The sequence below is a fragment of the Promicromonospora aerolata genome (genome assembly GCF_042682255.1).
In the GTDB taxonomy this organism is placed as follows: Bacteria; Actinomycetota; Actinomycetes; order Actinomycetales; family Cellulomonadaceae; genus Promicromonospora; species Promicromonospora aerolata.
On the sequence record NZ_JBHUHF010000001.1, the window covers coordinates 4,625,397 to 4,651,434 of the forward strand.

Genomic DNA, 26,038 nt, shown 5'->3' on the forward strand with positions numbered 1-26,038 from the left:
ACCGGCCGCCTCCTGACCGACTGCCCCAGGAAGACCGGGCCGTCCGTGCGCCCGGTCGGAGCACGGCGAACGGCCCGTCCCGACCGGGGAGGTCGGGACGGGCCGTCGGTGTTCAGCGCCGGCTGGTGGCGGGGTGCGGCCAGGTCACATCTTCGGCATGAGGACCGAGTCGACGAGGTAGACCGTCGCGTTCTGCGTCATCACGCCACCACAGATCACGTTCGCGTCGTTCACCATGAGCTCGTCGCCGCTGCCGCTGACCTCGATGGTGCCGCCCTGGACCGTGGTCTGCTCGCCGACCACCTGGTCGGGCGTGAGCTGTCCGGGAACCACGTGGTACGTGAGGATCTCGGTCAGCATCTCGCTGTCCTTCGACAGCGTCTCCATCGTCTCGGCGTCGATCGCCTTGAAGGCGTCGTCCACCGGGGCGAACACGGTGAACTCGTCGCCGTTCAGCGTGTCCACGAGGTTCACGTCCGGGTTGACCTCACCGCTCACGGCCGAGACCAGCGTGGTGAGCAGCGGGTTGTTGGACGCCGCGACCGCGACCGGGTCGGTGGCCATTCCGGTGACCGAACCGGGACCGTCGGGCACCTCCTCCGCGTAGGCGGCGCAGCCCGGGCCGACCAGGTTCGCGGCCGGGTCGGCAGTCATGTCCTCGGACATCTCGTCCGCCGGCTCCTCCTCGGGCGCGGCCTCCTCGGTCGCCGCGGTCTCGCTCGTACCAGTCGCGTCGTCCTCGGAGCCGGAGCTGCAGGCTGCGAGGACGAACACGGTCAGGGCGGCGATGCCGGCTGCTGCGTAGGACTTGCGGGTTCGAACGTTCATCGGACTCTCCTCGGTATGTCGTCGCCCCGCGTCTCACGGGCCGTCTTGACCGTGGTTCGGAGCCGACCGCGACCCGGATGGGAGTACGGCGGCACGAGTTTCCGACGTCCTGGATCGCCGCCCGGAGTGGTCGGGGACCGCCCGCCGCACCCCTCCGAAACGGTCGCTGCGTCGAACGTGCTGCATGGGATCGTGCCCCGGTTCCGACGGGGAACCGACCACCACGAGCATCGACGTCTCGGGCAACCCACGGCTCTACCCCGTGCTCGAGGGCGACGACCCGACCGAGGGGATCGTGGACCTGGCGGTTCCCGAGGGCGTGCAGGTCTTCACGATGACGTTCGGCTGACATCCGGATGTCAGCCGTCCAGGGTTTCGTCTTCGCCGCCGTGTGGGGGACAATATGATCCGTGGCCATCCGGAACGCCCGATTCGTCCCGCACCACCGTCCTGCCTCCGCTGCGGCTGTGCTCGCCGCGGCAACCCTCGTCCTCGCCGGTTGCACCGTGCCGACGGCCGAGGGCGTCGGCGGCAAGACGGGAGAGAACTTCCAGGTCCGTGAACCGTCCGGGCCGGCGCTCGTGCTCGACTCGACGGACCCCGCCGAGCTCGCTCTCACCGCCAGCCAGGCGTTCTTCCACGCGTCCCCGGTCGCCGTGCTCGCCTCGGCCGACGACGACGACGCGCGCTCGACCGCGGCGGCCACCGGAGCCGCCGTCGCCGCCCCCGTGCTGCTCACCGACGGTGGCGTCTCGGACAACAACCTCGTCACGGAGCTCGAACGGCTCGGTGCCACCAGCGTGGTCGTCATCGGCGACGAGGAGGCGATCACAGAGGCCGGGGTCGCCACGGGCGAGGCGGACGCCGTCAGCTTCGATCCCGGCGCGCTGAGCGCGGCCGCCGAGGCGGCGGCTTCCGCCGGCCGCGGTGGTGGCGGGGGCGGTGACAAGAAGCGGAACCAGGCCAAGGTCGAGATGCCGACCGCCGACCGCCTCGACACCGCCGACGTGGACCGGCTGCGTACGGAGATCCCGGACGTCGCCGAACCGCGCCTGCTGCAGGAGGTCCTGGTCGCCGTGGACCCGAAGCTGGGGCAGGAGGCGGCGATCGGCACCGCCCTCGCCGCGGGCGCCGTCCCGGTCGAGGTACCCGGCGGCAGCGTTGCCGCGAACCCGGAGACCGTCGAGACGATCCGTACCCTCAAGCCGCTCGGTGTCGTGGGCATCGGCGACGGGTTCGGTTCGGCCGACAACCTGGGCTGGCAGGTGAGCGTGGCGACGTCGGGCGCGACGCTGCCGGACGGCTCGTTGCGGCTGTTCCCGGGCCGGTACGTGTCGACGTCGTACGCGGTGCCGGTCGGGGTGGCCGACCCGGCCGCGGACGCGGCCCGGGCGGTGGACGCCGCGGCGATCAACGGCGAGCTGCTGGGCGGTGCGCCGCTGGTCACCGTGACCGCGAGCCTGCGGTCGGCGGAGGCAGGGGAGGACGGCGACTACGTCGCCGAGCAGCCGCTGGAGACGATCACGCCGGCGGTCGAGGCGATCCGGGCGGCCGGGCAGCTCGTGCTGCTCGACATCGCTCCCGGCAACCAGCCGCTGGTCGAGCAGCTGGACGACCTCGAGCCGCTGCTGTCGCAACCGGGCGTCGGCCTGTCCGTGCACCCGGAGTTCCGCGTGGCCGGCAACGGTGCGGAGTCGGGCGCCGTACCCGTCGCGGAGCTGCAGGCGGTGGTGGACCGGCTCGCCGAGATCGCGACCGCGCAAGGTCTGCCGCAGGTCATGCTGGAGGTGCACCAGTCCAGGGCGGCGTCCGTCGTGGACCGGTCGAAGCTGCAGGCGCCGCCGCAGGTCGCCGTGATCTTCACCGCCGCGGGCCCTGGTGAGGGCCAGGCGACGGCGGGTGGTGTCTGGGCCGACGTCGCCCACGAGATCCCCGCGCACACGTTCCTCGGCTGGTCCGCGCCGAGCGAGGTTCCCGCGGATCCCACGAGCATCATGCCGACCGAACCCCTCCTTGGCCTGGTCTCCGCAGGCTGAACCTGCCAAACTGCGGGCAACCATCGCCAGCGAAGGGGCCCTAACAATCGTGACCACCGTGAGCAGCCGCGCGGGCATCGTCCCCGACGCCGTCATCCCAGCACCCGTGGAGATCGAGCCGGCCGAGGGGGTGGTGGACCTCGGTGCCGTCGTCATCGAGGCGCCCGACGACGTGCTCGCGCGCCTCGCGGAGGAGCTGCTCGCCACCACCGGGACGGTCGTGGTGCCGGCGTCCAAGGGCCGCCAGGACGACCCCCGCCGCGACGCGGAGCCCGCGGCGAACGGTCACGAGGTGGCCGTGGTCCTGGTCCTGGACCCTGCCGCGGGTCCCGACGGCTCCGGGAACGCCGAGCGGTACACCCTGGCCGTGGCCGCCGCCGGCGTGACCGTCACCGCTCCCGGGCGCGCCGGCCTGCTCCACGGCGTGCGGACGCTGCGGCAGCTGATCAACGCGGGCCGCCGGGAGACGAGCGGGCCGCTGGAGGTGGGCGCCGTCGTCGTGCGCGACGAGCCGCGGTACCCGTGGCGGGGCCTCTCCCTCGACGTGGTGCGCCACTGGTTCGGGCCCGCCGACCTGCGGGCCGTCGTGGACCTCGTGGGGTCGTACAAGATGAACCGGCTCCACCTGCACCTGAGCGACGACCAGGGCTGGCGGCTGGAGATCCCGTCCCGGCCCGCGCTGACGGCGAGGTCGTCGCAGGGTGCCGTCGACGGGGCGGCCGGCGGGTTCCTCAGCGCCGACGAGTACCGCGAGCTGCAGGAGTACGCGGCCGATCGGGAGATCGTGATCGTGCCGGAGATCGACGTCCCCGGGCACGTCAACGCGGCGACCCACGCCTACGGTGAGCTCACGCCGTCGGGCGAGCCCACCGACTCGTACGACGGGATCGAGGTCGGGTTCTCGCGGCTGCACCTCGACCTGCCGGACACCGAGCCCTTCCTGCGGGACGTGTTCACCGACGTCGCGCGCATGACCCAGGGACCGTGGGTGCACTTCGGCGCCGACGAGGTGCACACCATGCAGCCCGACGAGTTCGGCCGGTTCATCACCCTCTGCCAGGAGATCGTCACGGCCGCGGGAAAGACGCCCGTCGCATGGCAGGAGGCCGCAGGCTCCGCCCACGGCGACCAGTCGGCGGTCGCGGCGCTGGCGAGCGACGCGGTGCCGGCTGGCGCAGTACCGGCCGACGATGTGCCGGCCGAGGGCACGCCGGAGCCCGCGGAGGGTGCGGTTCCGGTGCTCGTCCGGCCCGGCACCGTGCTGCAGTACTGGGACACCCGGCCCGACCCGGCGCCGTTCCTGCGCGCGGCGCACGCCGGCGCCAAGTTCGTGATGTCCCCGGCCGACCGGGCCTATCTCGACATGAAGTACACGCCCGAGCACCCGCTCGGCCTGCAGTGGGCCGGCTTCGTCGAGCTGCGCGACTCCTACGACTGGGATCCCACGACGCTCATCGACGGCCTGCCCGAGTCCGCCGTCGAGGGCGTGTCGGCGGCGGTCTGGACCGAGACCCTGCTGAACCGCGACGACCTGTTCTCGATGCTGCTGCCCCGGCTCGCCGCGGTGGCGGAGATCGCCTGGTCGCGCCCGGGGGCCAAGGACTGGGAGTCGTTCCGGACCCGGGTGGCGACGGAGGCGGCCACCTGGCGCCGCGACGGCGCCCGATACCACCCCACCCCCCAGATCGACTGGTGACTACTTGGCCGGGCGGGCCGCCAAGGCTGCCGCGTAGAGGTCGCGCTTGGGCACGCCTGCGGCCTCGGCCACCTCGGTGACCGCCGCCTTGAGCCGGTCGCCCTGGGCCACCCGGTCGAGCACCTCGCCCACGACGTCCTCCACGCTGGCCTGCACCGCCGGGGCTCCGCTCACGACCACGCAGATCTCGCCGCGCAGCTGCTCCGCCGCCGCGCGCTCGGCGAGACCCGCGAGCGGGCCGCGCAGCACCTCCTCGTAGGTCTTGGTGAGCTCGCGCGCGACGGCGGCCGGCCGGGTCCCGCCGAAGGCCGTGGCCATGGCGCCGAGCGTCTCCGCGATCCGGTGCGGTGCCTCGAAGAACACCATGGTGCGCGGTTCGGCGGCCAGGGCGGAGAGCGTCCGCGCGCGGTCGCCCGCCTTGCGGGGCACGAATCCCTCGAACGTGAACCGGTCGGTCGGCAGGCCGGAGAGCGCCAGCGCCGTCAGCACGGCGCTCGGCCCGGGGGCGGCGGTGACGCGCAGCTCGCGTTCGATGGCGCGCTCCACGATCCGGTAGCCCGGGTCGGACACCGACGGCATCCCGGCGTCGGTCACCACCACCACGGTGCCGCCGTCCGCGACCACGTCGAGCAGCTCGTCCGCGCGTGCCGTCTCGTTGTGCTCGTGATAGCTGATGACCTTGCCACGGACCTCGACGCCCAGCCGCCCGACCAACCCGTGGAGACGGCGGGTGTCCTCGGCGGCCACGACGTCGGCGTCGGCCAGAAGGCGGAGCAGCCGGGGCGAGGCGTCCTCCGTGTTGCCGATCGGGGTGGCGGCCAGGACGAGGGAGCCGGCCTCGGGCGGGGGCCCGGGAACCGGGGACGGGTCGGTCATGAACCACAGGGTCCCACGCTCTATGCTGGCCCGGTGTCTCAGCAGCCTGACGCCACAGGAGCGCATTTCGCCGCAGCGCAGCAGGCTCTGCCCGGAACGTACGGCGCACACGTGCGCCGGGAGGCCGTCGCCGGCCGGATGACGCGCACCGGCTCGTTCCCCGCCGTCGGCCACGCCGCGCGGCCCGAACCGTCGGTGCGCGAACGTCTCCTGCGCGACCTCCTGGGCGAGCGGCGGCTCGCGCTCGGCCGACGGGCGTCCGACCGGTTCTGGGGCCTGCTCGGGGCGCTGCTGGTGACCGCGGTCGCCGCGGGCGCGCGGCTGTGGGAGCTGGGTCGCCCCGGCAAGCTGGTCTTCGACGAGACGTACTACGTCAAGGAGGGCTGGTCGCTGGCCAGCCTCGGCTTCGAGGCCGCGTGGCCCGAGGAGCCCAACCCGGCGTTCGAGGCCGGTGACGTCAGCTCGTACAAGACCGACGAGGCCGAGTACGTGGTGCACCCGCCGGTCGGCAAGTGGATGATCGCCCTCGGGATGCGCCTCATGGGCGGGGCCGAGAACCCGATGGCCTGGCGTATCGCGAGCGCGGTGATCGGCATCCTCGCGGTGCTGCTGCTGGTGCGGATCGCACGCCGGCTGTTCTCGTCGACGTTGCTGGGTCTGGTCGCGGGGCTGCTGCTCGCCGTCGACGGCGAGGCGATAGTGCACTCGCGTACCGGTCTGCTGGACCAGTTCCTCATGTTCTGGGTGCTCGTCGCGTTCGGCTGCCTGGTGCTGGACCGGGAGTGGGCCCGGCGGCGGCTCGCGGACCGCGTGGCGCAGATCGTCGAGGCGGGCGGGGCGATCGGCAAGTACGGTCCGCACCTCGGGTTCCGGGGGTGGCGGTTCGCGGCGGCCGTGTCGCTGGGTCTCGCGTGCGGCGTCAAGTGGTCGGGCCTGTACTTCGTCGCGGCGTTCTGCGTGCTCACGGTCGTCTGGGACCTGACGGCGCGCCGCACCGCCGGCATCGAGCGCTGGTGGGAGGACGCCCTGGTGGTCGACGCCGTCCCGGCCGCCCTCATCATGCTGCCCACGGTGGTCGCGGTGTACGTCGCGTCCTGGTCGGCCTGGTTCGCGCATCCCAAGTCGTACCTCAGGGACTGGGCGGTCGCGAACGGCGTGGCGCCGCCGGGCTGGTGGCCCGACGCGGGCTGGGCACAGGGTGCCTGGGAGGCCGGGCGGTCGCTCTGGGAGTACCACCACATGATGTGGGACTTCCACAACGGCCTGGACTCCGAGCACAACTACGCGTCGCACCCGCTGGGCTGGATCGTGCAGTGGCGGCCGACGTCGTTCTACTGGGACAAGTACGCACCCGGCGAAGGACCCTGCCCGGCCGACGCCGTCGGCGACTGCGCGACCGCGGTGACCTCGCTCGGCAACCCCCTGCTGTGGTGGCTGGCAGCGCTGGCGATCCCCGTGGTGCTCGTCCTCGCGATCCGGTTCCGCGACTGGCGGGGCGCCGCCGCCCTGACGGGGATCGCGGCCGGCTGGCTGCCCTGGTTCCTGTACTCCTGGCCCCTGGCGGACCGGACCATCTTCACGTTCTACACGATCGTGTTCACACCGTTCGTGATCCTGACGCTCGTGTACCTGCTGGCGGTCGGGATCGAGCGCACCTCGCGCAGGAGCACGGACCGGCGCATCGTCGGGTGGCTCGGGGCCGTGCTGGTGGTGCTGATCGTGGGCGTCAGCGTGCTGTACTACCCGATCTGGACGGCGATGCCGGTCCCGTACGAGTACTGGCAGCGGTTGATGGTGCTCCCGAGCTGGATCTAGCCCGTGTGTCAGAGGGCGGCGGAGTCGCGCAGCTCCACGCCGGCCGCCACCAGCTCCTGGTGCGCCGTACGCCCCTGCTCGGGGGACACGGGGATGGTCAGGTCGGTCAGCACGCGCGTGGCCAGGCCCGCGCGGCGGGCGTCGAGCGCGGTGTGCTTCACGCAGTGCGACTCGACGAGCCCCACGACGTCGACCTCGGTGACCCCGGCCTCCGCCAGGACGGTCGCGAGGGTGCGGCCGCGCTCGTCCGCGCCGTCGAACCCGGAGTACCCGTGGGAGTACTGGCCCTTCTTGAGCTGCACGTCGGGGGCCAGGTCGGCCAGGGCCGGGTGCAGCTCGGCGTTGGGGGAGCCGGCGATGCCGTGGGGCGGCCAGGAGTCGACGAAGTCCGGGTTCTCGCTGAAGTGTTCACCCGGGTCGATGTGCCAGTCCTGCGTGGTGAGCACGGTCGTGTACCGGTCCCGGTGGGCCGCGGCGTAGGCGGCCACGCGGTGCGCTATCTCGTTCGCGCCCTCGGTGGCGAGCTCACCGCCCTCGCAGAACGTGGGCTGCACGTCGACGACGATGAGGGCCCGAACGGCCGCTGACTCGACAAGGCTCATACCCCCACTCTGCCACCGCGCCCGGGGGAACGGCAGCCGCCCGCCCGGGGGCGGCAGCCGAGTGTGGTCGGTAGTTCGTCACATGATCGGTTCCTCGGAATGCCGATCGCCTGACTATTTACCGACCATTCGAGGTCGCACGGTGCTTGGATGGGCGGGTGGACGACTTTCGCGCTGGAGTCGCGGTGGTCGGGGTGGCTCTGCTGCTCTCCGGCTGCACCGGCTCGCCAGAACCTGGTGTCGTGTCGCCGAGCCCTACCGCCTCGGCGAGCGCGGCGGCGTCGGGCGCGGATCCCTGGGACGGGCCGGTGACGGCCGACGTCGACGTGGTCGCCCAGGAGCTTCCCGTCCCGTGGGGCATGGCCCAGCTCCCCGGCGACCGGTTCCTGGTCACGATGCGGGACGACGCGACGCTCGCCGTGGTGCACCCGAGCGGAGACGTCGAGCCGGTGGACGGTTCGGAGGGACCGCAGCAGCTCGTCGACCAGACCGTGGCCGACGGTGAGGGCGGGCTCCTGGGCGTGGCCGTGGAGCCGGAGGACTCCGGACCGCTGTTCACCGTCTTCCTCTACCGCACGGGCGAGCGTGACAACGCCGTGCTCCGTGCGGAGCTGGACCTCGACGGCATGGGGCTGCGCGACCTCACGACCATCCTGGACGGCATCCCGAGGTCGTCGAACCACAACGGCGGCCGCATCGCGTTCGGGCCCGACGGGTATCTGTACGTGGCCACGGGCGACGCCGGTGACCCGGCCAACGCCCAGGACCCGGAGTCGCTGGGCGGAAAGATCCTCCGCATCACGCCCGACGGCGAGCCGGCACCCGGCAACCCCGACCCCGGCTCGCCGGTGTGGTCCATGGGCCACCGGAACGTCCAGGGCCTGGGCTGGGACCCGAGCGGGCGGATGTTCGCCAGCGAGTTCGGGCAGGACCGGCTCGACGAGCTCAACGTCATCGAGCCGGGCGCCAATTACGGCTGGCCGGACGTCGAGGGGCCCGGGGAGAGCGCCGGGGACCAGGCCGGCTTCCGGGACCCGGTCGTGTGGTGGCCCACGTCGGAGGCGTCGCCGTCGGGCATCGCCGTCACCGAGGAGGGCGTGTACCTGGCGTCGCTGCGCGGGGAGCGCCTGTGGCGCGTGCCGCTGCTCGGCGGGCCCTCGGCCGTCGCGGACGGGGAGAGCCCGGGGTTCGGGGAGCCGCACGCGCTGCTCGAGGGCGAGTTCGGCCGGCTCAGGGCGGTCCGGGCGGGGTCCGCCGGTGAGCTCTACGTGCTCACCAACAACACCGACGGGCGGGGCGAGCCGATGATCGAGGACGGTCGTCCGGTCGACGACCGGCTGCTGCGGCTCGGACTGACGCCGGTGGAGTGACGCGACAACCACAGCTACCGGCAAATCCGCTGGGCGCGTGGCTCTAGGATTGGTGAGAAGTTTTCCCATCCTTACGAATTGGAGCATCCAGCGATGGCTCGCCACCTTGTCACCAGTGCGCTTCCGTACATCAACGGCATCAAGCACCTGGGGAACATGGTCGGGTCGATGCTCCCGGCCGACGTCTACGCGCGGTACCAGCGCCAGCGCGGCCACGACGTGCTGTACGTCTGCGCCACCGACGAGCACGGCACGCCCGCGGAGCTCGCCGCCGCGCAGGCCGGGCGGCCCGTCGCCGAGTTCTGCGCCGAGGCGCACGAGACGCAGAAGGAGATCTACGACGGCTTCGGGCTGACGTTCGACTACTTCGGCCGCAGCTCGTCGCAGCAGAACGCGGAGATCACGCAGCACTTCGCTCGGCGCCTGCACGAGAACGGGTTCATCGAAGAGCGCGCCATCCGGCAGGTGTACTCGCCGGTCGACGGGCGGTTCCTGCCCGACCGTTATGTCGAGGGCACGTGCCCCCACTGCGGGTACGACAAGGCGCGCGGCGACCAGTGCGAGAACTGCACCCGCGTGCTGGACCCGACGGACCTGATCAACCCCCGCTCGGCGATCAGCGGGTCCACCGCCCTCGAGGTGCGTGAGACGTCGCACCTGTTCCTGCTCCAGTCGAAGCTGCAGGGCGAGGTCGAGGCGTGGATCGACGAGAACAGCAAGGAGTGGCCGCTGCTGTCGACGTCGATCGCGCGCAAGTGGCTCGCCGAGGGCCTGCACGACCGGGCGATCACGCGCGACCTGGACTGGGGCGTGCCGGTCCCGGCCGACACCTGGCCGGAGCTTGCTGCCGCCGGCAAGGTCTTCTACGTCTGGTTCGACGCCCCGATCGAGTACATCGGCGCCACCAAGGAGTGGGCGGACGCCGCGCCCGACGGCGAGGCACGCAACTGGAAGTCGTGGTGGTACGAGGCCGACGACGTCCGCTACACGCAGTTCATGGCCAAGGACAACGTCCCGTTCCACACGGTGATGTTCCCGGCCACCCAGCTCGGCGTCCGCGAGCCGTGGACCATGGTCGACTACGTCAAGGGCTTCAGCTGGCTCACCTACTACGGCGGCAAGTTCTCGACGTCCCAGCAGCGCGGTGTCTTCACCGACGCCGCCCTGGAGATCCTGCCCGCCGACTACTGGCGGTACTTCCTCATCGCGAACGCGCCGGAGTCCGACGACTCCTCGTTCACCTGGGAGCACTTCGCCGGCACGGTGAACAAGGACCTGGCCGACACCCTCGGCAACTTCGTGAACCGGGTGCTGACCTTCTCGGCGAAGCGGTTCGGCGAGACCGTTCCCGCGGGCGGCGAGCCGGGCGAGGCGGAGCAGAAGCTCGGGGCCGAGGTCGCCCGGCTCCTGGTCGAGCTCGAGGAGCACATGGAGGCCCTCCAGTACCGCAAGGCGACGAACGCCCTGCGGGCCCTCTGGGCGGCGGGCAACGCGTACCTGGTCGAGAAGGAGCCCTGGAAGCAGGTCAAGACGGACGAGGCCGCGGCTGCCGTGACGCTGCGTACCGCGATGAACCTGATCCACCTGTACGCCGTCGTGTCGGAGCCGTTCATCCCGGCCAGCGCCGCGGTGCTGCGCGGGGTGTTCGACCTCGACGACGACAGCGCGACCTGGGTGTCCGGCGAGGCGGCGGCGTCGCTCGACGTGGTGCCCGCCGGTGCGAGCTTCTCCGTGCCCCCTGTGCTGTTCGCCAAGATCAGCGACGAGGACCTGGAAGGCTTCCGAGAGCGCTTCGGCGCAGGGCCGGTGGACTGACCCGCAGATGGCCAGGCGCACGCGCGAGCGCGGATTTCCGACCGACCCCGAGCCGCTGCCCGTACCGGTCGTGGACAACCACACCCACCTCGACCACATCGGTACGGTGCTGCCGTCCGAGGCCCCGGACGCGGCCTCGGACGGCGAGGCGGGCGCCGCCTGGCCACCGTCGGCCGACGACCACCTGGTCCGTGCGGCGCGTGCGGGCGTGGACCGGGTGGTCCAGGTGGGCAGCGACCTCCCGTCGGCCCGCTGGACCGTCGACTTCCTGTCCGCCCGGCGGGCCGGGGTGGTGGGGGCCGTTGCCATCCATCCGAACGAGGCCACGCTGCACGTCGGGATCGACGAGGTGGGGCCGGACGGTCTCACGCCCGAGCCCGAGGCGCACCACACGGCGTCCCTCGACCAGGCGATCTCCGAGATCGCGGACCTCGCGAAGGGCAACGACCGGGTCCGCGCCATCGGTGAGACGGGCATGGACCTGTTCCGAACGGGACCGCGCGGCGAACGGGTCCAGCGGGAGAGCTTCCGTGCGCACATCGCCCTGGCCAAGGAGCTGGGCCTGGCCCTGCAGATCCACGACCGCGACGCGCACGCGCAGGTGATCGAGGTGCTGCTGGCCGAGGGCGCGCCCGAACGTACCGTCTTCCACTGCTTCAGCGGTGATGCCGAGATGGCCCGGGTGTGCGCCGAGAACGGGTGGTACCTGTCGTTCGCCGGCCCGGTCACGTTCAAGGCGAACCACCACCTGCGTGCGGCCCTGAGCGCGGTGCCGCGGGAGCTGATCCTGCTGGAGACCGACGCGCCGTACCTCACCCCGCACCCGTTCCGGGGGCAGCCGAACGCCCCGTTCGCCGCGGCGCACACGGTCCGTTTCATGGCAGGTCACCTCGAGGAAGACCTCGGCACACTGTGTGCCGACATTGCGACGAACGCGGAACGCGTCTACGGCACCTGGTGAGAACGGCCCATTGATGCGAAGAATGCGGCATTTCATTTCCTGCCCCGATGGGTTTTCTCGCATGCTTTGTTCCGTTACGGTCTGGTGCTCGTGGTGAGGTACGCACGACCGTGGCTCGGGAGCCGAGCGGCCCAGTGGGTGGTCCGGGGCATTGTCGTGGGCACGCTCGCCGCTGTGAGCGGCCTGTACGTCGCCAACGCGAACACCCTGACGATCGACTACAACGGTGTCGTCCGCACCGTCGGCGTCTATGGCGACACCGTCGACGAGGCCCTCGCGTCGCAGCACATCGAGCTCGGCCGGGACGACGTCGTGCAGCCGGCCGGGAGCTCGGGCACCGAGCTCGGCGGCACCGTGGTGGTTCGCACCAGCCGCGAGGTCACGGTCGAGCTCGACGGGCAGATCATCACGCTCCGGACCACGGCGGGCACCGTCGGCGAGCTGCTCGCCGCCCTCGGGCCGCGCGGCGACGGCGCCCTCGCCACGGCCTCCCGCAACGCGCGGCTGGACCGGACCGCGGTCCGGTTCTCCACGGTCAAGGAGGTGAGTGTCGCGGTGGACGGCTCGGTGCTCGAGTTCCACACCACCCGGTCGACGGTGCGCGGTGTGTTCCGGGAGGCGGGCATCTCCCTGGCCGAGGGCGACGTGACGTCCGTGCCGCTCGACGCGGCAGCGGTGGACGGGATGGTGATCATGGTCAGCCGCGACGCGTCGTCGTCGCGCACGGTGACCGAGGTGCTGCCGTTCGAGACCGAGACGGTCGAGGACCCGAGCCTCCCCGAGGGGTACGAGTCGATCCGCACGGCGGGCGTGCCGGGCGAGCTCAGGGTGAAGTACGCGGTGAAGACGGTCGGCGGCGCCGTCGTCGAGCGCACCGAGGTGGAGCGCAAGGTTGTCCGCAAGCCGGTGGACGAGGTGGTCGTGGTGGGGACCATGGACGTCGCGACGGCCCCCGTGGACCCCGGGTCCGCACGGGCGCTGGGGCAGGCGATGGCCGCGGAGCGGGGCTGGGGTGCCGACGAGTTCTCGTGCCTGGACCGGCTCTGGGAGAAGGAGAGCGGCTGGCGCTGGAACGCCGACAACCCGAGCAGCAGCGCCTACGGCATCGCGCAGGCAAACCCGGGGTCCAAGATGGCCACCGTCGGTAGCGACTGGCTGACCAACCCGGCCACCCAGATCGAGTGGGGCCTCGGATACATCTCCGGGCGCTATGGCACGCCGTGCGGAGCATGGGCACACTCGGTCGAGCGCGGTTGGTACTGAACCGGTTTCACCCGACGACATTTAGGATATTGCACGGCGTTCCGGGCTCTTTGTCGGACGAATCGCGGAATAGCGCTTGCATTTGATAACGGCGGGGTTACGGTCTCAGAGACCGCCGGATCGGCAGGCCGGGCCCACGCCCCGCGTGGGAGGCACGTGCGAGTCGTGCCGCCCCGGCCACCGTGCCCGGACCGCTCGAGGACTGGAATCGCGTGACCTTTCCGCATCCGGCTCAGGGCAGCCCCAGTGATTCACTCATCAACCCTGAGGTCGACGGCGACGTCGGCATCACCGAGCTCTTCGGCCCGCCACCACCGGCGGACGAGGTATTTCCTGCGGCGATGTTCGCCGCAGCCGGCACCCAGGCCGGCGCACTGTCCGACGTGATGGCCAGCCTTCCGCCCGGCCATCCGTCCGGACCGATGCCGGTCGTGGTGGCCGACGGCGACGGCGCCCTGCCGGTGCCACCACCGCCACCTCCTCCGCCACCCGAGCCGGAGCCGCCGAGGCGCCGGCGCAGGGTGGCCCTCCTCGTGAGCTTCGCGGTGGTCGCGGTGGCAGGTACGGGCGGCGCCGTGGCCTACGGCTCCGCCCACAAGACCGTCACGCTCGACGTGGACGGCGAGGTCACCACCGTCGAGACCTTCCAGGGCGACGTCGCCGACCTCCTGACCGACGAGGGCGTCGAGGTCACCGGCCGGGACGCCGTGACCCCCGGCGCCGACGGTGCGCTGCGCGAGGGCGGCACGGTGGTGGTCCGGTACGGGCACAAGGTCACCCTGCGGGCCGACGGTGACCGGCAGACCGTATGGGTCACCGCGCTCGACGCCGACGAGGCCCTGGCCAAGCTCTCCGAGGGGGCCGACGACGTGGTGCTGATCCCGGCCCGCGCCGAAAGGACCGTGACGCTCCCGATGCGGCTCGACGCCGACGGCCCGGTGAACCTGGTGGCCGGCGGGGAGACGCGGCAGGTGGCCGACGGCGACGTGGCGCTCGACGAGCTGCTCGCCGCGAACGAGGTGTCGGTCGACGGGGACGACCGGGTGGTCGTCGAGCATGCGGACGGCCAGGGTGCGGCCGCGGTGACCGTCGTCGTGAAGGAGGTGCAGAGCTCGATCGAGGAGACCTCGAGCAAGCTGCCGTTCGACACGGTGACGGCGACGGACCCCGACCGCTACGAGGACCTGGGCCCGTACCTGGCGAGCGAAGGAGCCGTCGGCAAGCGCGTCACCTCGTGGGACGTGACCACGATCGACGGCAAGGTCGTGGAGAAGGAGAAGCTCAACAGCTGGGTCGAGCGGGCGCCCGTCGACAAGGTGATCATGTACGGCACCAAGGCACGCCCGGCGCCGGAGCCGGAACCCGAGCCGAAGCCGAAGTCCGACTCGAAGTCCGACTCGAAGCAGGACCCGAAGTCCGGCTCGAAGTCCGAGCCGGAGCCCGACGCCAAGCCGGAATCTAAGCCGGACTCGAAGGCCGAGTCCGAGCAGCAGGACGAGAAGCCGGTGGACAAGCCGGAGCGGGAGCCGGAGGCGAAGACCATGTCGGCGCCGGTGGGTGACGTGTGGTCGCGGCTCGCCCAGTGCGAGTCGGGTGGCGACCCCGCGACCAACACCGGTAACGGGTACTACGGCCTCTACCAGTTCTCGCAGTCCACCTGGACGGCGATGGGTGGTTCCGGCCTCCCGTCCGAGGCTTCCGCCGCCGAGCAGACCATGCGCGCGCAGGCGCTCCAGCAGCAGTCCGGCTGGGGTCAGTGGCCCGCATGCTCCGCCTCGCTCGGCCTGCGCTGATCCGCCGCCGACTCCCCACCGACCGGCTACCGGTCCTTCGCAGACTTGGACGCTTGTCCTGGACGAGTGACCGAGACCACACAGAGAACGCCCCAACACACTTGGCCGAGCGATAACAAATCAGTTACGTTCGGTTGTCCTCGCTGGCGCGGGGGTGCGACGTGGTGTAAGCCACACGCATCTCAACGGCGGCAGGGCGGCACTGGCCGCGGCATCTCGCGGGTAGTGCGAGACCGCCGGATCGGCCGGTCGAGACCGCGACGGCTCGCAAGAGCCGCCTGGCCCCCAGGCCGAATCGTGGTAGGGATTCCCGCGTACGCGGGGCGCCCGGCTCGCCGCCCGTGCCCGGGACGTCCGACGACTGGACACGAGTGAACCCCCGTTTTGAGCAGCAGAGTTCTGGCTCCATCCCCAGCATCAACTCAGAGTCCGAGGCCGTGACACCTCAGGACGCCCCCTCGAAGCGTCGCCGTCGCTGGCCGCTCGTTGCCGGCCTCTCGGCCGTCGCGATCGTCGCGTCCGGATCGGTGGCCTTCGCCGAGGCACGCAAGACCGTCACGCTCGACGTCGACGGCACAACCAAGACCATCACCACCTACGCCGGTTCCGTCGAGGGCATGCTCGAGTCGCAGAACGTCCGCCTGGGCGAACGCGATCTCGTGGCCCCCGGAACCGATGCCGAGCTCTCGGACGGCGATCAGATCGTGGTTCGCTACGCCCGCCAGGTCACCATGACCGACGGCGACGCGGAGCGCGACGTCTGGGTCACCGTCACCGACGCGGGCGAGGCGCTGACCACCCTCGCCGAGCGCGGCGGCGACGTCGCCCTGGTGGCGTCCCGCTCCGGCGACCGTGTCTCGCTCCCGCTCCGCCTGAACGACGACGGACCCGTCGCGGTCGTGGCGGACGGTTCGACCCAGGTGGTCGAGGACCACGCGGCGAGCATCGACAGCCTGCTGGACGACGTCGAGGTCGAGGTCGACAAGAACGACCTCGTGAGCATCGTCCCGGTCACCAGCCTGGTCGAGGACAAGGCGATCGGCGGCAAGGCCGCGAAGTCGGCCGAGGAAGCCGGTGCCGACGTCGCCGTCCAGGTGCAGCGCGTCGACTCCAAGAAGGTCACCCAGAAGTTCGACCTGCCCTTCGAGACCAAGACCGTCAAGGACGGCGACCGCTACGTCGACGAGGGCGACCTCGTCCGGACCGAGGGCAAGGAGGGCGTGCGCACCCGCGTCGTCGTCCTGCGCACGGTCGACGGCCAGGTCGTGGACCGCAAGAAGCTCTCCAACAAGGTGACGAAGGAGCCCGTCGACCGCGTCATCGTCGAGGGCACCAAGGAGCGCCCTGTCGTGGAGGAGGCCCCTGTCGAGGCAGAGGCCGAGGTCGAGGCCACTACCGAGGCACCAGAGCCCAGCGCCCCGGCGCCGTCGGGCTCCGTCAAGGAGATCGGTCAGCAGATGGCCGCCGCACGCGGCTGGACCGGCCAGGAGTGGACCTGCCTCGAGCTCCTGTGGGAGCGCGAGTCGGGCTGGAACTACCAGGCCGCCAACCCGTCGTCGGGTGCCTACGGCATCCCGCAGGCGCTGCCGGGCTCCAAGATGGGCTCGGCGGGCTCGGACTGGGCCACCAACCCGGCCACCCAGATCGAGTGGGGTCTTGGCTACATCGCGGACCGTTACGGCACGCCGTGCGGTGCGTGGGGCCACTCGGAGTCGGTGGGTTGGTACTGATCCAGCCATAGGTCGCTCTCGTGCTGCGCGCACTCTCCGGCGGAACTTGCTTCGCTGCGTCCCACCTCCAAGTGCGCTCCGCACGAACGCCTGACTCAAGGTCGCTCTCGTGCTGCGCGCACTCTCCGGCGGAACTTGCTTCGCTGCGTCCCACCTCCAAGTGCGCTCCGCACGAACGCTCCAGATAGGCTCCCCTGCATGAACGAAACCTCAAGCGCCCTGCTCGGTCCCGCGGAGATCCGCGACCTGGCAGGGCGCTTGGGCGTTCGGCCCACCAAGACGCTGGGGCAGAACTTCCTCCACGACGGCGGCACGGTCCGCAAGATCGTGCGGATCGCGGGCCTCAAGCCAGGTGAGCGGGTCGTCGAGGTCGGCCCTGGGCTGGGGTCGCTGACCCTCGGCCTGGTGGAGGCCGGAGCCTCCGTGGTGGCCATCGAGATCGACCCGGTCCTCGCCGGCCAGATCGCCGCAACGGTGCAGGCGCGGTTCCCGGACTCCGACTTCGAGGTGGTGCTCTCCGACGCGATGGACGTGACCACCCTGCCCGGTGCGCCGCCGACGGCGCTCGTGGCGAACCTTCCGTACAACGTGGCCGTGCCGGTACTGCTCACCATGCTGCAGCGGTTCGACTCGCTGGAACGCGTGCTCGTGATGGTCCAGGCCGAGGTGGCCGACCGGATCGCCGCGGTGCCGGGATCCAAGATCTACGGCATCCCCTCGGTCAAGGCCGCCTGGTACACGTCGGCCCGCCGTGTGGGGACCATCGGTCGCAACGTCTTCTGGCCCGCCCCGAACGTGGACTCCGCGCTGGTGTACCTGGAGCGCCGTGAGCCGCCGTCGACCACCGCACCGCGGGAACGGGTCTTCGCCGTCGTGGACACGGCGTTCGCCCAGCGCCGCAAGACGCTGCGTGCCGCGCTGGCCGGACTGTTCGGCTCGGGCGCCGCAGCCGAGGTGGCGCTCCGCGCCGCGGGTGTCGACCCGGGTGTGCGCGGCGAGACGCTCGTCGTCGAGCAGTTCGCGCGCATCGCGGAACAGCTCCCCGACCTGCCGGACCGGGTGACCCCGGTGTCCGACGACGCGGAGGGGGCTCGGTGAGCGCGCGCCTGACCGCGGCCCCGCAGCCGTCGGTTCGCGTCCGCGCGCCCGGAAAGGTCAATCTCGCGCTGCGCGTGGGTCCCGTCGGCAGCGACGGCTACCACCCGCTGGCGACGATCTTCCAGGCCGTGTCCCTGTTCGAGGAGGTCACGGCCACGCAGACCGCGCCGGGATCCGGCATCTCGCTGACGGTCTCCGGGCCGCAGGCGGACGCCGTGCCGACCGACGCGTCCAATCTCGCCTGGCGGGCCGCCGCGCTCCTCGCCGAACGTACGGGGCTGGCGGCCGATGTCCGGCTACACATCACCAAGGGCGTGCCGGTTGCCGGAGGGATGGCCGGCGGGTCCGCCGACGCTGCCGCCGCGCTCCTGGCCTGCGACACGCTCTGGGACGCCGGGCTCCCGCGCCCCGAGCTCGTGGAGATGGCCGCCGAGCTCGGGGCGGACGTGCCGTTCTCGCTCCTGGGGCACACTGCCGTCGGCACGGGACGGGGTGACCTCCTGACGCCGGCGATGACACGTGGTGAGTTCCACTGGTGCTTCGGCACGCAGCGCGAGGGCCTGCCGACCCCCAGCGTGTTCCGGCGGTTCGACGAGCTGGCCGGTCCGTCGACGCCCGAGGTCGGGCCTGCCGCCGACGACACCGAGCTCATGCACGCGCTGCGTGCCGGGGACGCGGTGGCGCTGGGCAAGGCTCTGCACAACGATCTGGAGGCGGCGGCACTCGACCTGCGGCCCGAGCTCGCCGCCGTGCTGCAGGTGGCCACCGACTCCGGTGCGCTGGGCGTGGTCGTCTCCGGGTCCGGCCCCACGGTCGCCGCGCTCGGCCGCTCGCGCCAGCACGCGCTGGCGCTGGGTGCCGCGTGGACGGCGGCCGACGTCGTCGACGCGGTCTGGTGCGCCACCGGGCCTGCTGCGGGGACGCAGGTCGTCACGTCGGTCTCCCGCTAGCCGACCCGCCGAGGTAGAACCTCCGCCTACCTCCGTGCGGGGGTCGGGGCGCCGGGACTCAGTAGGCGATCTGCGGGACGAAGACGTCCGCCAGGCGGGTATGCCTCGTGATCCAGCGGGTGCGGCGGGCCGCCGTGTTGTGCTCCGTCGTCACGACGCACTCGACCACCCGCTCGACGGAACCCGTCATCGCGGCCAGCGCGAGCGCCGCGTTGAAGCCCCACTCCTCCAGCAGGACCTGCGCGCCCGCACCCTGCGTGAGCTGCAGCGGAGTGCTCGCCCGGCGGGCGAACGCGACGAGGGAGTCCTTGTGCGCGGCCGGGATGTCGCCCTCGACCAGTGCGCACGCGAGGTCGGGCAGCAGCCCGGCCGCCGCCACGACGGCTGCCGCCACCGGGCCGGTGCCGAGCACCGCTATCCGCGACGGGTCCACGGTCGCGAGGGTGCGCAGGGCCTGCACTGCCCGGACCGCGTCGGTGAACACGCCACGGTTGTACGGGTCGTCGAGGTCGTCCTGTGGCAGCTCCACCACCAGGTGTGCGAACCCGTCCGGCGCGAGCCACTCGAGGTCACGGCCGGCAGCACGGCCCGCGGGCCGCAGCTCGACCAGGCCGGGCAGGGTGGCGTCGGCCCGCGACGGGGCAAGGAGCCGGCCGGTCACGGGACGCCCCTCGAACCCGGCGAACGTCACGGCCTCGGCCGTGAGGTCCTTGGCACGGGCGGAGGACGCGGTCAGCACGGGCGCCACCTCGATGTCGCGGTGCGCGGCGAGGTTCTGCGCCCAGAACAGATCGAAGTTCGCGGGCTCATCGGTGGCGGGCGGGGTCGCCGGCGTCACCGTGACGAGCGGCAGGTCGTACTCAAGCACGGGGAGACCTCCGGGGATGGACGTGCGCTGCGGAGCCTACCGCCCGGGTGCGACAGGCAATTTTCCGGTTCGGACGGTGTCCGGCCACCGGTCAGATGATCTTGCCCAGCCACGCGAGCTTGCGGGGGAACCGGTAGTCGCCGCCGCCCTCGTGGTTGTTGTACGGGTAGACGTCGATCTCCTTCTCGACCGGTTCCGCCTGCCCCAGGGCCCAGCCGTTGAACGCCGCGTACACCGTGGACGGCGGGCAGACGATGTCCATGAGCGCCACCGAGAACAGGGCGGCCGCGCGCGCCCGCCGGGCGAACGACACCCCGTCCAGGTACGAGAACGTGCGCCAGACCTGCGCCTCGACCTCCGGACCGCGGTGCACGGAGAGGTACTTCGTGATCTCGCCGTACGGAAGGGCATCGGTGATCGCCACCGCGCGGCGGTAGTGGGTCAGGAACGGCACGTCGGGCATCGCGGCCACGACGTCGGGCACCAGGCCCGCCACCGCGAGGCTGATCCCGCCGCCCTGGCTGCCGCCGGCCACGGCCACGCGCTCCGGGTCCAGGCCCGGGACACGGCGCACCGCGTCCACGGCACGGACGGCGTCCGTGAACACACGGCGGTAGTAGTGGTCGTGCGGATCGAGGATGCCCCGGGTGAGGTAACCCGGTGACGCGGGCCCGGAACCGACCGGGTCCGGCGTCGCTCCACCGGCCCCGTGCCCCGACGCCTGCCCGCGGGTGTCCATCCGCAGGTGCGCGTAGCCGGCCGCCGCCCAGTGGATCTTCTCGTGGGGCAGGCCCCGACCGCCGCCGTAGCCCTCGTACTCGACCACGACGGGCAGGTCGCCGTCGGCATGGGCCGGGCGCGTGAGCCAGGCCTTGATCGGATGGCCGCCGAAGCCCGGGAACGTCACGTCGTCCACCACGACCTCGGTGAGCCCGACGTCGATCCGCTCCACCGTGGGCGCCTGGTCGAACGTGCGCGCCTCCGCCAGCGTCGCCGACCAGAACTCGTCGAAGTCGCCGGGCTCGTCGACCTCGGGGGCGTACCTCTCGAGATCGGTCAGCGGCATGTCGAACTGGGCCACGGGGTGCTCCTCGGCGTAGTCGTCTACAGGGGGCGACGGCGGAGTCCTCCAGGGCGCGGTCGCCGTCGACGGTGGACAGCGTAGCCGCGGCCTCCGACATCGAGTACACGCATGCCAGGCGTACCAGTGCCCGGTCCGTGTCCGAGGCGGGGCCCGCGGCAAACTAGTCTTCTTGGGTGGCACATCTTCTCGGCGCGGACGGCATAGCGCTGACCATCGGTACTCGCACCCTCCTGTCCGACGTCTCGCTCGGCCTCGACGACGGCGACCGCGTCGGCGTCGTCGGGCCCAACGGCGCGGGCAAGTCCACGCTGCTGCGCATCCTCGCGGGCACGTCGCTGCCCGACGCCGGACGGGTCACCCGGGTGGGCGGCTCCACCCTGGGCATGCTCGACCAGCGGGACGAGCTGTCCGAGGACGCGACGGTGCTCGACCTCGTGCACGGCGACGCGGAGACGCACGTCTGGGCGTCCGACGCCCGGGTGCGCCAGGTGCAGGAGGGGCTGCTCGCCGACCTCGGCTGGGACGCCCCCGTCGCCAAGCTCTCCGGCGGCCAGCGCCGCCGGGTGGCGCTCGCGGCCCTGCTCGTCCAGGACCCGGACCTGCTGCTGCTCGACGAGCCGACCAACCACCTCGACGTCGAGGGCGTGGCCTGGCTCGCCGCCCATCTGCGCGAGCGGTACGGACGTCCCGGCGCGACCGGTGCGCTCGCGGTCGTGACGCACGACCGCTGGTTCCTCGACGAGGTCTGTTCGCGCATGTGGGAGGTGCGCGGCGACCACACGGGTGCCATCGACGGCTACGAGGGCGGTTACGCGGCCTACATCCTGGCGCGTGCCGAGCGGGCGCGGCAGGCCGCCACGGCCGCGGAGAAGCGGGACAACCTGCTGCGCAAGGAGCTCGCCTGGCTGCGGCGCGGCGCACCGGCACGTACGTCCAAGCCGAAGTTCCGGCTCGACGCCGCATCCGCGCTGATCGACGACGAGCCGCCGCCCCGGGACTCGATGGAGCTGACCCGCATGGCGACCCGGCGGCTGGGCAAGGACGTGCTGGACCTCGAGAACGTCAGCGTGACGGTGCCCGGCAAGGTCCTGTTCGACGACGTGACCTGGCGCCTGGGCCCGGGTGACCGCTACGGCGTCGTGGGCGTCAACGGTGCGGGCAAGACGACGCTGCTCGCGCTGCTCGCCGGCCGGCGAGCGCCCGACGCGGGCCAGGTCAAGCGGGGCAAGACCATCCACGTCAAGGAGCTCTCGCAGGACGTCGCCGAGCTCGACGAGCTCGGCGGCCTGACGGCGGTCGAGGTGGTCGAGCAGGAGAAGGGCCGAGTCGTCGTCGACGGCAAGGAGCTCACGGCGTCGCAGCTCACCGAGAAGCTCGGCTTCACGCGCGAGCGTGCCTACACCCCGGTGCGCGACCTGTCCGGCGGCGAGCGACGCCGGCTCCAGCTCCTGCGCCTGCTGGTGGCCGAGCCCAACGTGCTGCTGCTCGACGAGCCCACCAACGACCTCGACACCGACACCCTCGCCGCCGTCGAGGACCTGCTCGACGGCTGGCTCGGCACGCTGATCGTCGTCTCGCACGACCGGTACCTCCTGGAGCGGGTCGCGGACCGGCAGGTGGCGCTGCTCGGCGACGGGACCATCCGGGACCTGCCCGGCGGCGTCGAGGAGTACCTGCGGCTCCGGGCCGCGGCCAAGGCTGCCGGAGCCTCGGCGTCGGGCACCCCTGCCGGTGCGGGCACGCGTGCGACGACGTCGGGCGGGGGCGAGGCGTCCGGCAGCGGCTCCGGCAACGAGGCGCTCTCGCAGCGTGACATCCGTGCCGCGAAGAAGGAGGCCTCCCGCATCGAGCGGCGTCTTGCGAAGATTGCCCAGAAGGAGGCCGAGCTGCACGAGACTATTGCGCAGCAGGCCACGGACTACCAGGCTGTCGCTCGGCTGGACGCGGAGCTCCGCGAGCTGGCGACCGAGCGCGACGAGCTCGAGGTGGCCTGGTTGGAAGCGGCGGAGGTGGCGGAATGACCGACAACGATCTGGCACCGCTCGACGGGGTCGACCGGGCCCTCGTCGACGCACTGCGCAAGGACGGGCGCACCACGCTCGCGGTCCTGTCCGAGATCTCGGGGCTGTCCCTGTCCGCGGTGCAGGTGCGGGTGCGCAAGCTGGAGGCGCGCGGCGTCATCACGGGCTACCGGGCCGTGGTGAACGCCGAGGCGGTAGGACTGCCGCTCTCCGCGTTCATCGAGATCACCCCGCTGGACCAGGCGCAGGAGGACGACGCGCCGGAACGCCTGCGTGGCATGCCGGGCATCGAGTCCTGCTACTCGGTAGCGGGCAACGCCAACTACCTGCTCACCGCGCGGGTCGCGTCGCCGCGGGCGTTGGAGGAGCTGCTCGGGCGGATCCGTCGCACCGCGAAGGTCTCGACGCGCACCACCGTGGTGCTGCAGACGTACTTCGAGGGACAGACGACCGAGCCCGGCTGACCAGGTCCGCGAGTTCTGCCGCCACTTCCCTTCGAGGCCTAAGTTTCTTCGCTTTCGAGGCCCCCAAAGCGAAGAAACTTAGGCCTCGAAGGGGAGACTGGCCCCGTCAGGGCTGGTCGAGGGCCGGCTGGTCGAGGGTGAGCGTGCCGGCGTCGGCGTCCAGCTCGACCGGTACGCCCAGCGGCACGGTGAGCGGGTCCGGGCCGTGGCCGAACCCGAGCTCGCCGACGATCGGGATACCGAGCGGTGCCAGCAGGTCCAGGACCACCGGCTCGACCGGGTCGCAGTCCTGCCACGAGCCCAGCACGATCCCGAGCGCGCCGTCGAACCAGCCGGAGCGCAGCAGGTACGTGAGGAACGAGTCGACCCGGTAGGCCCGCTCGTCGACGTCCTCCAGCAGGACGATCCCACCCGCCGCGGACGGCGGCGTCGCGCCGCAGCCGACGGACGTCGCCAGGAGCGAGAGGCAGCCGCCGACCGTGACGCCGCGGGCCGTGCCACCCACCAGGGTGTGGGAGAGCGGACCGGTGAGCGTCTGCGTGGCCTCCGGCTCGAACAGGGTGCGCCGCAGGTGCTCGCGAGCCGGCTCGGACTTGAGGAACGACACCGTCGCCGACATCGGGCCGTGCAGCGACACCAGCCCGAGGTGGGCGGCGACGGCCTGGTGCAGCACCGTGCAGTCGCTGTAGCCGACGAGCACCTTCGGGTCGGTCGCGGCGAGCGCGTCCCAGTCGACCAGGTCGACCATCCGGGTCGCACCGTACCCACCGCGCGCCGTGATGACGGCGCGGACGTCGGGGTCGAGCCAGGCCTCCTGGAAGTCGGCCGCGCGCGCCGCGTCCGAGCCGGCGAGGTAGCGGTGGTCCGGGTGCGTGTCCAGGACGTGCGGCATCACGTGCACGTCCAGCCCCCATTCCCGGAGGTGGGCGACCCCGACGTCGAGCCGCTCCGCGGGAACCGGACCGGAGGGGGCGACGATGGCAACGGTGTCACCCGGCCGCAGTCGCGGCGGGCTGATCAAGGGCCGCAGCATGGGCTGAGATTACCTTTTGTGCCTGGCGGCTCCCGGTGGCGCCGCACCGTGCGTCACGATCGAATATCTGTCGCGTCCCGGGCCGCCGCCAGCCGGCCGAGCAGCTCGCCCAGCACCTGACGGTCCTCGTCGGTCAGGCCGCCGACCAGTTCCTCCTCGTGCGTGAGCAGGTCGCGCACCGCGCGCTCGACCAGCTGGTGCCCCGCGTCGGTCAGGCTGACCGCCACGGCGCGCCGTCCGGCGTCGGACGGCGACCGGGTCACCAGGCCGGCTACCTCCGCCCGTGCGACCCGTTGCGAGATCGCCCCGGCGGTCACGAGCGTCTGCGCCGCCAGCTCGCGTGTCGTCAGGCTCCAGGGCGCGCCCGAGCGGCGCAGGGTGCTGAGCAGGTCGAGGGTCGCTGGGTCGATCCCGATCCGGTGCAGGGTGCGGCGCCGGTCGTCCGCCAGAGCCTTCGCCGCTCGCCACAAGGGCGTGATCACGCCGATCGACGACACCGGCACGCCCGGCAGCTCGCGCTCCCACGCGGCCGCGATCGCCTCGGGCGGAACGGCCGCTGTGGAGTCGAAGGGGTACTCGGTCACGGGGGCCTCCTGTATGTTTAGGTCTAAACGTACACGATCGGAGGCAGCAGCATGCCCAGACTTGTTCTCGTCACCGGTGGGTCCGGCGGCATAGGGAGCGCGGTGGCGCGTCAGTTCGTCGAGCAGGGCGACGACGTCGTCATCACCGGCCGGGACGCGGATCGGCTCCACCGGGCGGCAGGGCTGTCGGGTGCGCGCGGCATCGTCTGCGACGTCGGCCAGCCGGACGATGTCGCGGCGCTCATGGCCCAGCTCGACGCACCCGTCGACGTCCTGGTGGCACTGGCCGGCGGCAACACGGACTTCGACCGGCCCGAGGCGGTCGGCCTTGCCGGGGTGGCCGAGGGCTGGCGCGCCAACCTCGAGGCGAACCTGCTCAGCACGGTCCTGGTGGTGACCGCCGCGCTCGACACCATGCCGGCCGGCGGCTCCGTGATCACCGTCGGCTCGATCGGGGCCGAGTACGCGGGGACCTCGTACGGCGTCGCCAAGGCGGCGGTCCAGGCATGGACCGCCGGGCTGTCCGCATCGGTCGGTCCCCGCGGCATCACGGCGAACTGCGTCGCGCCCGGCTACATCGCGGACACCGAGTACTTCAAGGGGCGCCTCACCGAGCAGCGCCGCGACCGGCTCGTCGCCGCCACGCACGACGGGCGCCCGGGCCGGCCCGACGACGTCGCCGCGCTGGTGTCTTTCCTTGCCTCGCCGGGTGCCCGCCATGTCACCGGACAGACGCTGCACGTGAACGGGGGAGCGCACACTACGCGGTGATCTCTGGCTGGGCTGGGCTGGCTGGGCTGGTGCGGTTCGGCTCGGTTCGGCTCGGCTCGGTTCGGCTCGGTTCGGCTCGGTTCGGGGCAGGGCGTGGCGGGGTGCGGCGGGTGCCGAGCCGCAAGATGAACGTCTACCTGGCGTCGATCCGCAGGTTGATCGTCCATAAGTTGCCTGATCGACGTGCACCGTGCGGCTCGGCCGCCGATGCGGGTGTGCGGGCGTCGAGCCGCAACCTTGACGTCCGTCTGAGGGGCTGGTGGATGTCGAGCCGCAAGATAGGCGTCGGACTTGCGAGAGGTAGCGTGCCGAGCCGCACGTTGCGCGTCCGTCTGACGGTTGGCGGGCGCCGAGCCGCACGTTGGATGTCCTATCTGGCG

22 protein-coding genes are annotated in these 26,038 nt (G+C 72.0%); 15 read left to right on the plus strand and 7 right to left on the minus strand.

All coding sequences use genetic code 11. From position 1 onward, the window contains the following. Positions 1–144: 144 nt before the first annotated feature. Positions 145–828 (minus strand): fasciclin domain-containing protein, encoded by a 684-nt coding sequence (locus tag ACFSL2_RS20700; RefSeq protein WP_377199645.1) that lies wholly within the window; start codon positions 826–828, stop codon positions 145–147. A gap of 184 nt (positions 829–1,012) precedes the next feature. On the opposite strand from ACFSL2_RS20700, the gene ACFSL2_RS20705 reads away from it, so the two are divergent. The 3 genes from ACFSL2_RS20705 (at position 1,013) to ACFSL2_RS20715 (ending at position 4,560) form a co-directional block, all read left to right on the plus strand. After that, positions 1,013–1,177: a hypothetical protein gene (locus ACFSL2_RS20705; RefSeq protein ID WP_377199646.1), complete on the plus strand. Its 165-nt coding sequence runs from the start codon at positions 1,013–1,015 to the stop codon at positions 1,175–1,177. Positions 1,178–1,238: 61 nt separating this feature from the next. Then, positions 1,239–2,864 (plus strand): hypothetical protein, encoded by a 1,626-nt coding sequence (locus ACFSL2_RS20710; protein ID WP_377199647.1) that lies wholly within the window; start codon positions 1,239–1,241, stop codon positions 2,862–2,864. A 49-nt stretch (positions 2,865–2,913) separates the two neighbouring features. After that, the gene (locus ACFSL2_RS20715; protein ID WP_377199648.1) at positions 2,914–4,560 is read left to right on the plus strand and encodes a family 20 glycosylhydrolase; all 1,647 of its coding nucleotides are present in this window, start codon (positions 2,914–2,916) and stop codon (positions 4,558–4,560) included. Here the strand turns inward: ACFSL2_RS20715 and rsmI are convergent, their stop codons facing one another. Beyond that, positions 4,561–5,436, minus strand: a complete 876-nt coding sequence (gene rsmI / locus ACFSL2_RS20720; RefSeq protein ID WP_377199649.1) for a 16S rRNA (cytidine(1402)-2'-O)-methyltransferase — start codon at positions 5,434–5,436, stop codon at positions 4,561–4,563. It abuts the gene before it with no gap. A 33-nt stretch (positions 5,437–5,469) separates the two neighbouring features. Here rsmI and ACFSL2_RS20725 point away from each other — a divergent pair, with 33 nt between their 5' ends. Next, the gene (locus ACFSL2_RS20725; RefSeq protein ID WP_377199650.1) at positions 5,470–7,251 is read left to right on the plus strand and encodes a dolichyl-phosphate-mannose--protein mannosyltransferase; all 1,782 of its coding nucleotides are present in this window, start codon (positions 5,470–5,472) and stop codon (positions 7,249–7,251) included. Positions 7,252–7,259: 8 nt separating this feature from the next. Here ACFSL2_RS20725 and ACFSL2_RS20730 read toward each other — a convergent pair whose 3' ends face one another. Further along, a complete protein-coding gene (locus ACFSL2_RS20730) occupies positions 7,260–7,853 on the minus strand; it encodes an isochorismatase family protein (RefSeq protein ID WP_377199651.1) in 594 nt (197 codons plus the stop codon). 158 nt (positions 7,854–8,011) lie between these two features. Here ACFSL2_RS20730 and ACFSL2_RS20735 point away from each other — a divergent pair, with 158 nt between their 5' ends. The 8 genes from ACFSL2_RS20735 to ACFSL2_RS20770 all read left to right on the plus strand — a co-directional run bounded on the left by ACFSL2_RS20735 (position 8,012) and on the right by ACFSL2_RS20770 (position 18,833). Further along, entirely contained in the window at positions 8,012–9,223 is a 1,212-nt protein-coding gene (locus ACFSL2_RS20735; RefSeq protein WP_377199652.1) for a PQQ-dependent sugar dehydrogenase, read from the plus strand. Positions 9,224–9,316: 93 nt separating this feature from the next. After that, positions 9,317–11,038: a methionine--tRNA ligase gene (gene metG / locus ACFSL2_RS20740; RefSeq protein ID WP_377199653.1), complete on the plus strand. Its 1,722-nt coding sequence runs from the start codon at positions 9,317–9,319 to the stop codon at positions 11,036–11,038. Between the two features lie 7 nt (positions 11,039–11,045). Beyond that, the gene (locus ACFSL2_RS20745) at positions 11,046–11,999 is read left to right on the plus strand and encodes a TatD family hydrolase (RefSeq protein WP_377199654.1); all 954 of its coding nucleotides are present in this window, start codon (positions 11,046–11,048) and stop codon (positions 11,997–11,999) included. A 93-nt stretch (positions 12,000–12,092) separates the two neighbouring features. Continuing rightward, a complete protein-coding gene (locus tag ACFSL2_RS20750; RefSeq protein ID WP_377199655.1) occupies positions 12,093–13,262 on the plus strand; it encodes an aggregation-promoting factor C-terminal-like domain-containing protein in 1,170 nt (389 codons plus the stop codon). Between the two features lie 212 nt (positions 13,263–13,474). Then, positions 13,475–15,055 (plus strand): transglycosylase family protein, encoded by a 1,581-nt coding sequence (locus ACFSL2_RS20755; RefSeq protein ID WP_377199656.1) that lies wholly within the window; start codon positions 13,475–13,477, stop codon positions 15,053–15,055. 437 nt (positions 15,056–15,492) lie between these two features. Then, positions 15,493–16,785: an aggregation-promoting factor C-terminal-like domain-containing protein gene (locus ACFSL2_RS20760; protein WP_377199657.1), complete on the plus strand. Its 1,293-nt coding sequence runs from the start codon at positions 15,493–15,495 to the stop codon at positions 16,783–16,785. Between the two features lie 198 nt (positions 16,786–16,983). Next, positions 16,984–17,883: a 16S rRNA (adenine(1518)-N(6)/adenine(1519)-N(6))-dimethyltransferase RsmA gene (rsmA, locus tag ACFSL2_RS20765; protein ID WP_377199658.1), complete on the plus strand. Its 900-nt coding sequence runs from the start codon at positions 16,984–16,986 to the stop codon at positions 17,881–17,883. Next, positions 17,880–18,833 carry a 4-(cytidine 5'-diphospho)-2-C-methyl-D-erythritol kinase gene (locus ACFSL2_RS20770; RefSeq protein ID WP_377199659.1) on the plus strand — a complete coding sequence of 318 codons (954 nt, stop codon included), beginning with the start codon at positions 17,880–17,882 and terminating at the stop codon, positions 18,831–18,833. The genes rsmA and ACFSL2_RS20770 overlap by 4 nt, the downstream gene beginning before the upstream one ends. Before the next feature lie 58 nt (positions 18,834–18,891). On the opposite strand, the gene ACFSL2_RS20775 is transcribed toward ACFSL2_RS20770, so the two are convergent. Next, positions 18,892–19,701, minus strand: a complete 810-nt coding sequence (locus ACFSL2_RS20775) for an acetylxylan esterase (RefSeq protein ID WP_377199660.1) — start codon at positions 19,699–19,701, stop codon at positions 18,892–18,894. A 91-nt stretch (positions 19,702–19,792) separates the two neighbouring features. Further along, positions 19,793–20,782, minus strand: a complete 990-nt coding sequence (locus ACFSL2_RS20780) for an acetylxylan esterase (protein WP_377199661.1) — start codon at positions 20,780–20,782, stop codon at positions 19,793–19,795. 176 nt (positions 20,783–20,958) lie between these two features. Between ACFSL2_RS20780 and ACFSL2_RS20785 the strand changes: the two genes are divergently transcribed. Together ACFSL2_RS20785 and ACFSL2_RS20790 are read left to right on the plus strand one after the other, a co-directional pair. Beyond that, on the plus strand, positions 20,959–22,806 hold the full coding sequence (locus ACFSL2_RS20785; RefSeq protein ID WP_377199662.1) for an ABC-F family ATP-binding cassette domain-containing protein: 1,848 nt from the start codon (positions 20,959–20,961) through the stop codon (positions 22,804–22,806). Continuing rightward, positions 22,803–23,270 carry an Lrp/AsnC family transcriptional regulator gene (locus ACFSL2_RS20790; protein WP_377199663.1) on the plus strand — a complete coding sequence of 156 codons (468 nt, stop codon included), beginning with the start codon at positions 22,803–22,805 and terminating at the stop codon, positions 23,268–23,270. The genes ACFSL2_RS20785 and ACFSL2_RS20790 overlap by 4 nt, the downstream gene beginning before the upstream one ends. Positions 23,271–23,376: 106 nt before the next feature. On the opposite strand, the gene ACFSL2_RS20795 is transcribed toward ACFSL2_RS20790, so the two are convergent. Further along, complete coding sequence (locus ACFSL2_RS20795) at positions 23,377–24,303, minus strand: S66 peptidase family protein (protein WP_377199664.1); 927 nt, start codon at positions 24,301–24,303, stop codon at positions 23,377–23,379. A 53-nt stretch (positions 24,304–24,356) separates the two neighbouring features. Further along, positions 24,357–24,887 carry a MarR family winged helix-turn-helix transcriptional regulator gene (locus ACFSL2_RS20800; protein WP_377199665.1) on the minus strand — a complete coding sequence of 177 codons (531 nt, stop codon included), beginning with the start codon at positions 24,885–24,887 and terminating at the stop codon, positions 24,357–24,359. Between the two features lie 51 nt (positions 24,888–24,938). Between ACFSL2_RS20800 and ACFSL2_RS20805 the strand changes: the two genes are divergently transcribed. Further along, positions 24,939–25,658, plus strand: coding sequence for an SDR family NAD(P)-dependent oxidoreductase (locus ACFSL2_RS20805; RefSeq protein WP_377199666.1), 720 nt, complete (start codon positions 24,939–24,941; stop codon positions 25,656–25,658). The last annotated feature ends 380 nt before the right edge of the window (positions 25,659–26,038 follow it).

Bases quoted from the DNA above. Each gene is read 5' to 3' on its own strand.
- ACFSL2_RS20700 (WP_377199645.1), bottom strand. From the start codon at position 828: ATGAACGTTCGAACCCGCAAGTCCTACGCAGCAGCCGGCATCGCCGCC.
- ACFSL2_RS20705 (WP_377199646.1), top strand. From the start codon at position 1,013: ATGGGATCGTGCCCCGGTTCCGACGGGGAACCGACCACCACGAGCATC.
- rsmI (WP_377199649.1), bottom strand. From the start codon at position 5,436: ATGACCGACCCGTCCCCGGTTCCCGGGCCCCCGCCCGAGGCCGGCTCC.
- ACFSL2_RS20730 (WP_377199651.1), bottom strand. From the start codon at position 7,853: ATGAGCCTTGTCGAGTCAGCGGCCGTTCGGGCCCTCATCGTCGTCGAC.
- metG (WP_377199653.1), top strand. From the start codon at position 9,317: ATGGCTCGCCACCTTGTCACCAGTGCGCTTCCGTACATCAACGGCATC.
- ACFSL2_RS20745 (WP_377199654.1), top strand. From the start codon at position 11,046: ATGGCCAGGCGCACGCGCGAGCGCGGATTTCCGACCGACCCCGAGCCG.
- rsmA (WP_377199658.1), top strand. From the start codon at position 16,984: ATGAACGAAACCTCAAGCGCCCTGCTCGGTCCCGCGGAGATCCGCGAC.
- ACFSL2_RS20790 (WP_377199663.1), top strand. From the start codon at position 22,803: ATGACCGACAACGATCTGGCACCGCTCGACGGGGTCGACCGGGCCCTC.
- ACFSL2_RS20795 (WP_377199664.1), bottom strand. From the start codon at position 24,303: ATGCTGCGGCCCTTGATCAGCCCGCCGCGACTGCGGCCGGGTGACACC.
- ACFSL2_RS20805 (WP_377199666.1), top strand. From the start codon at position 24,939: ATGCCCAGACTTGTTCTCGTCACCGGTGGGTCCGGCGGCATAGGGAGC.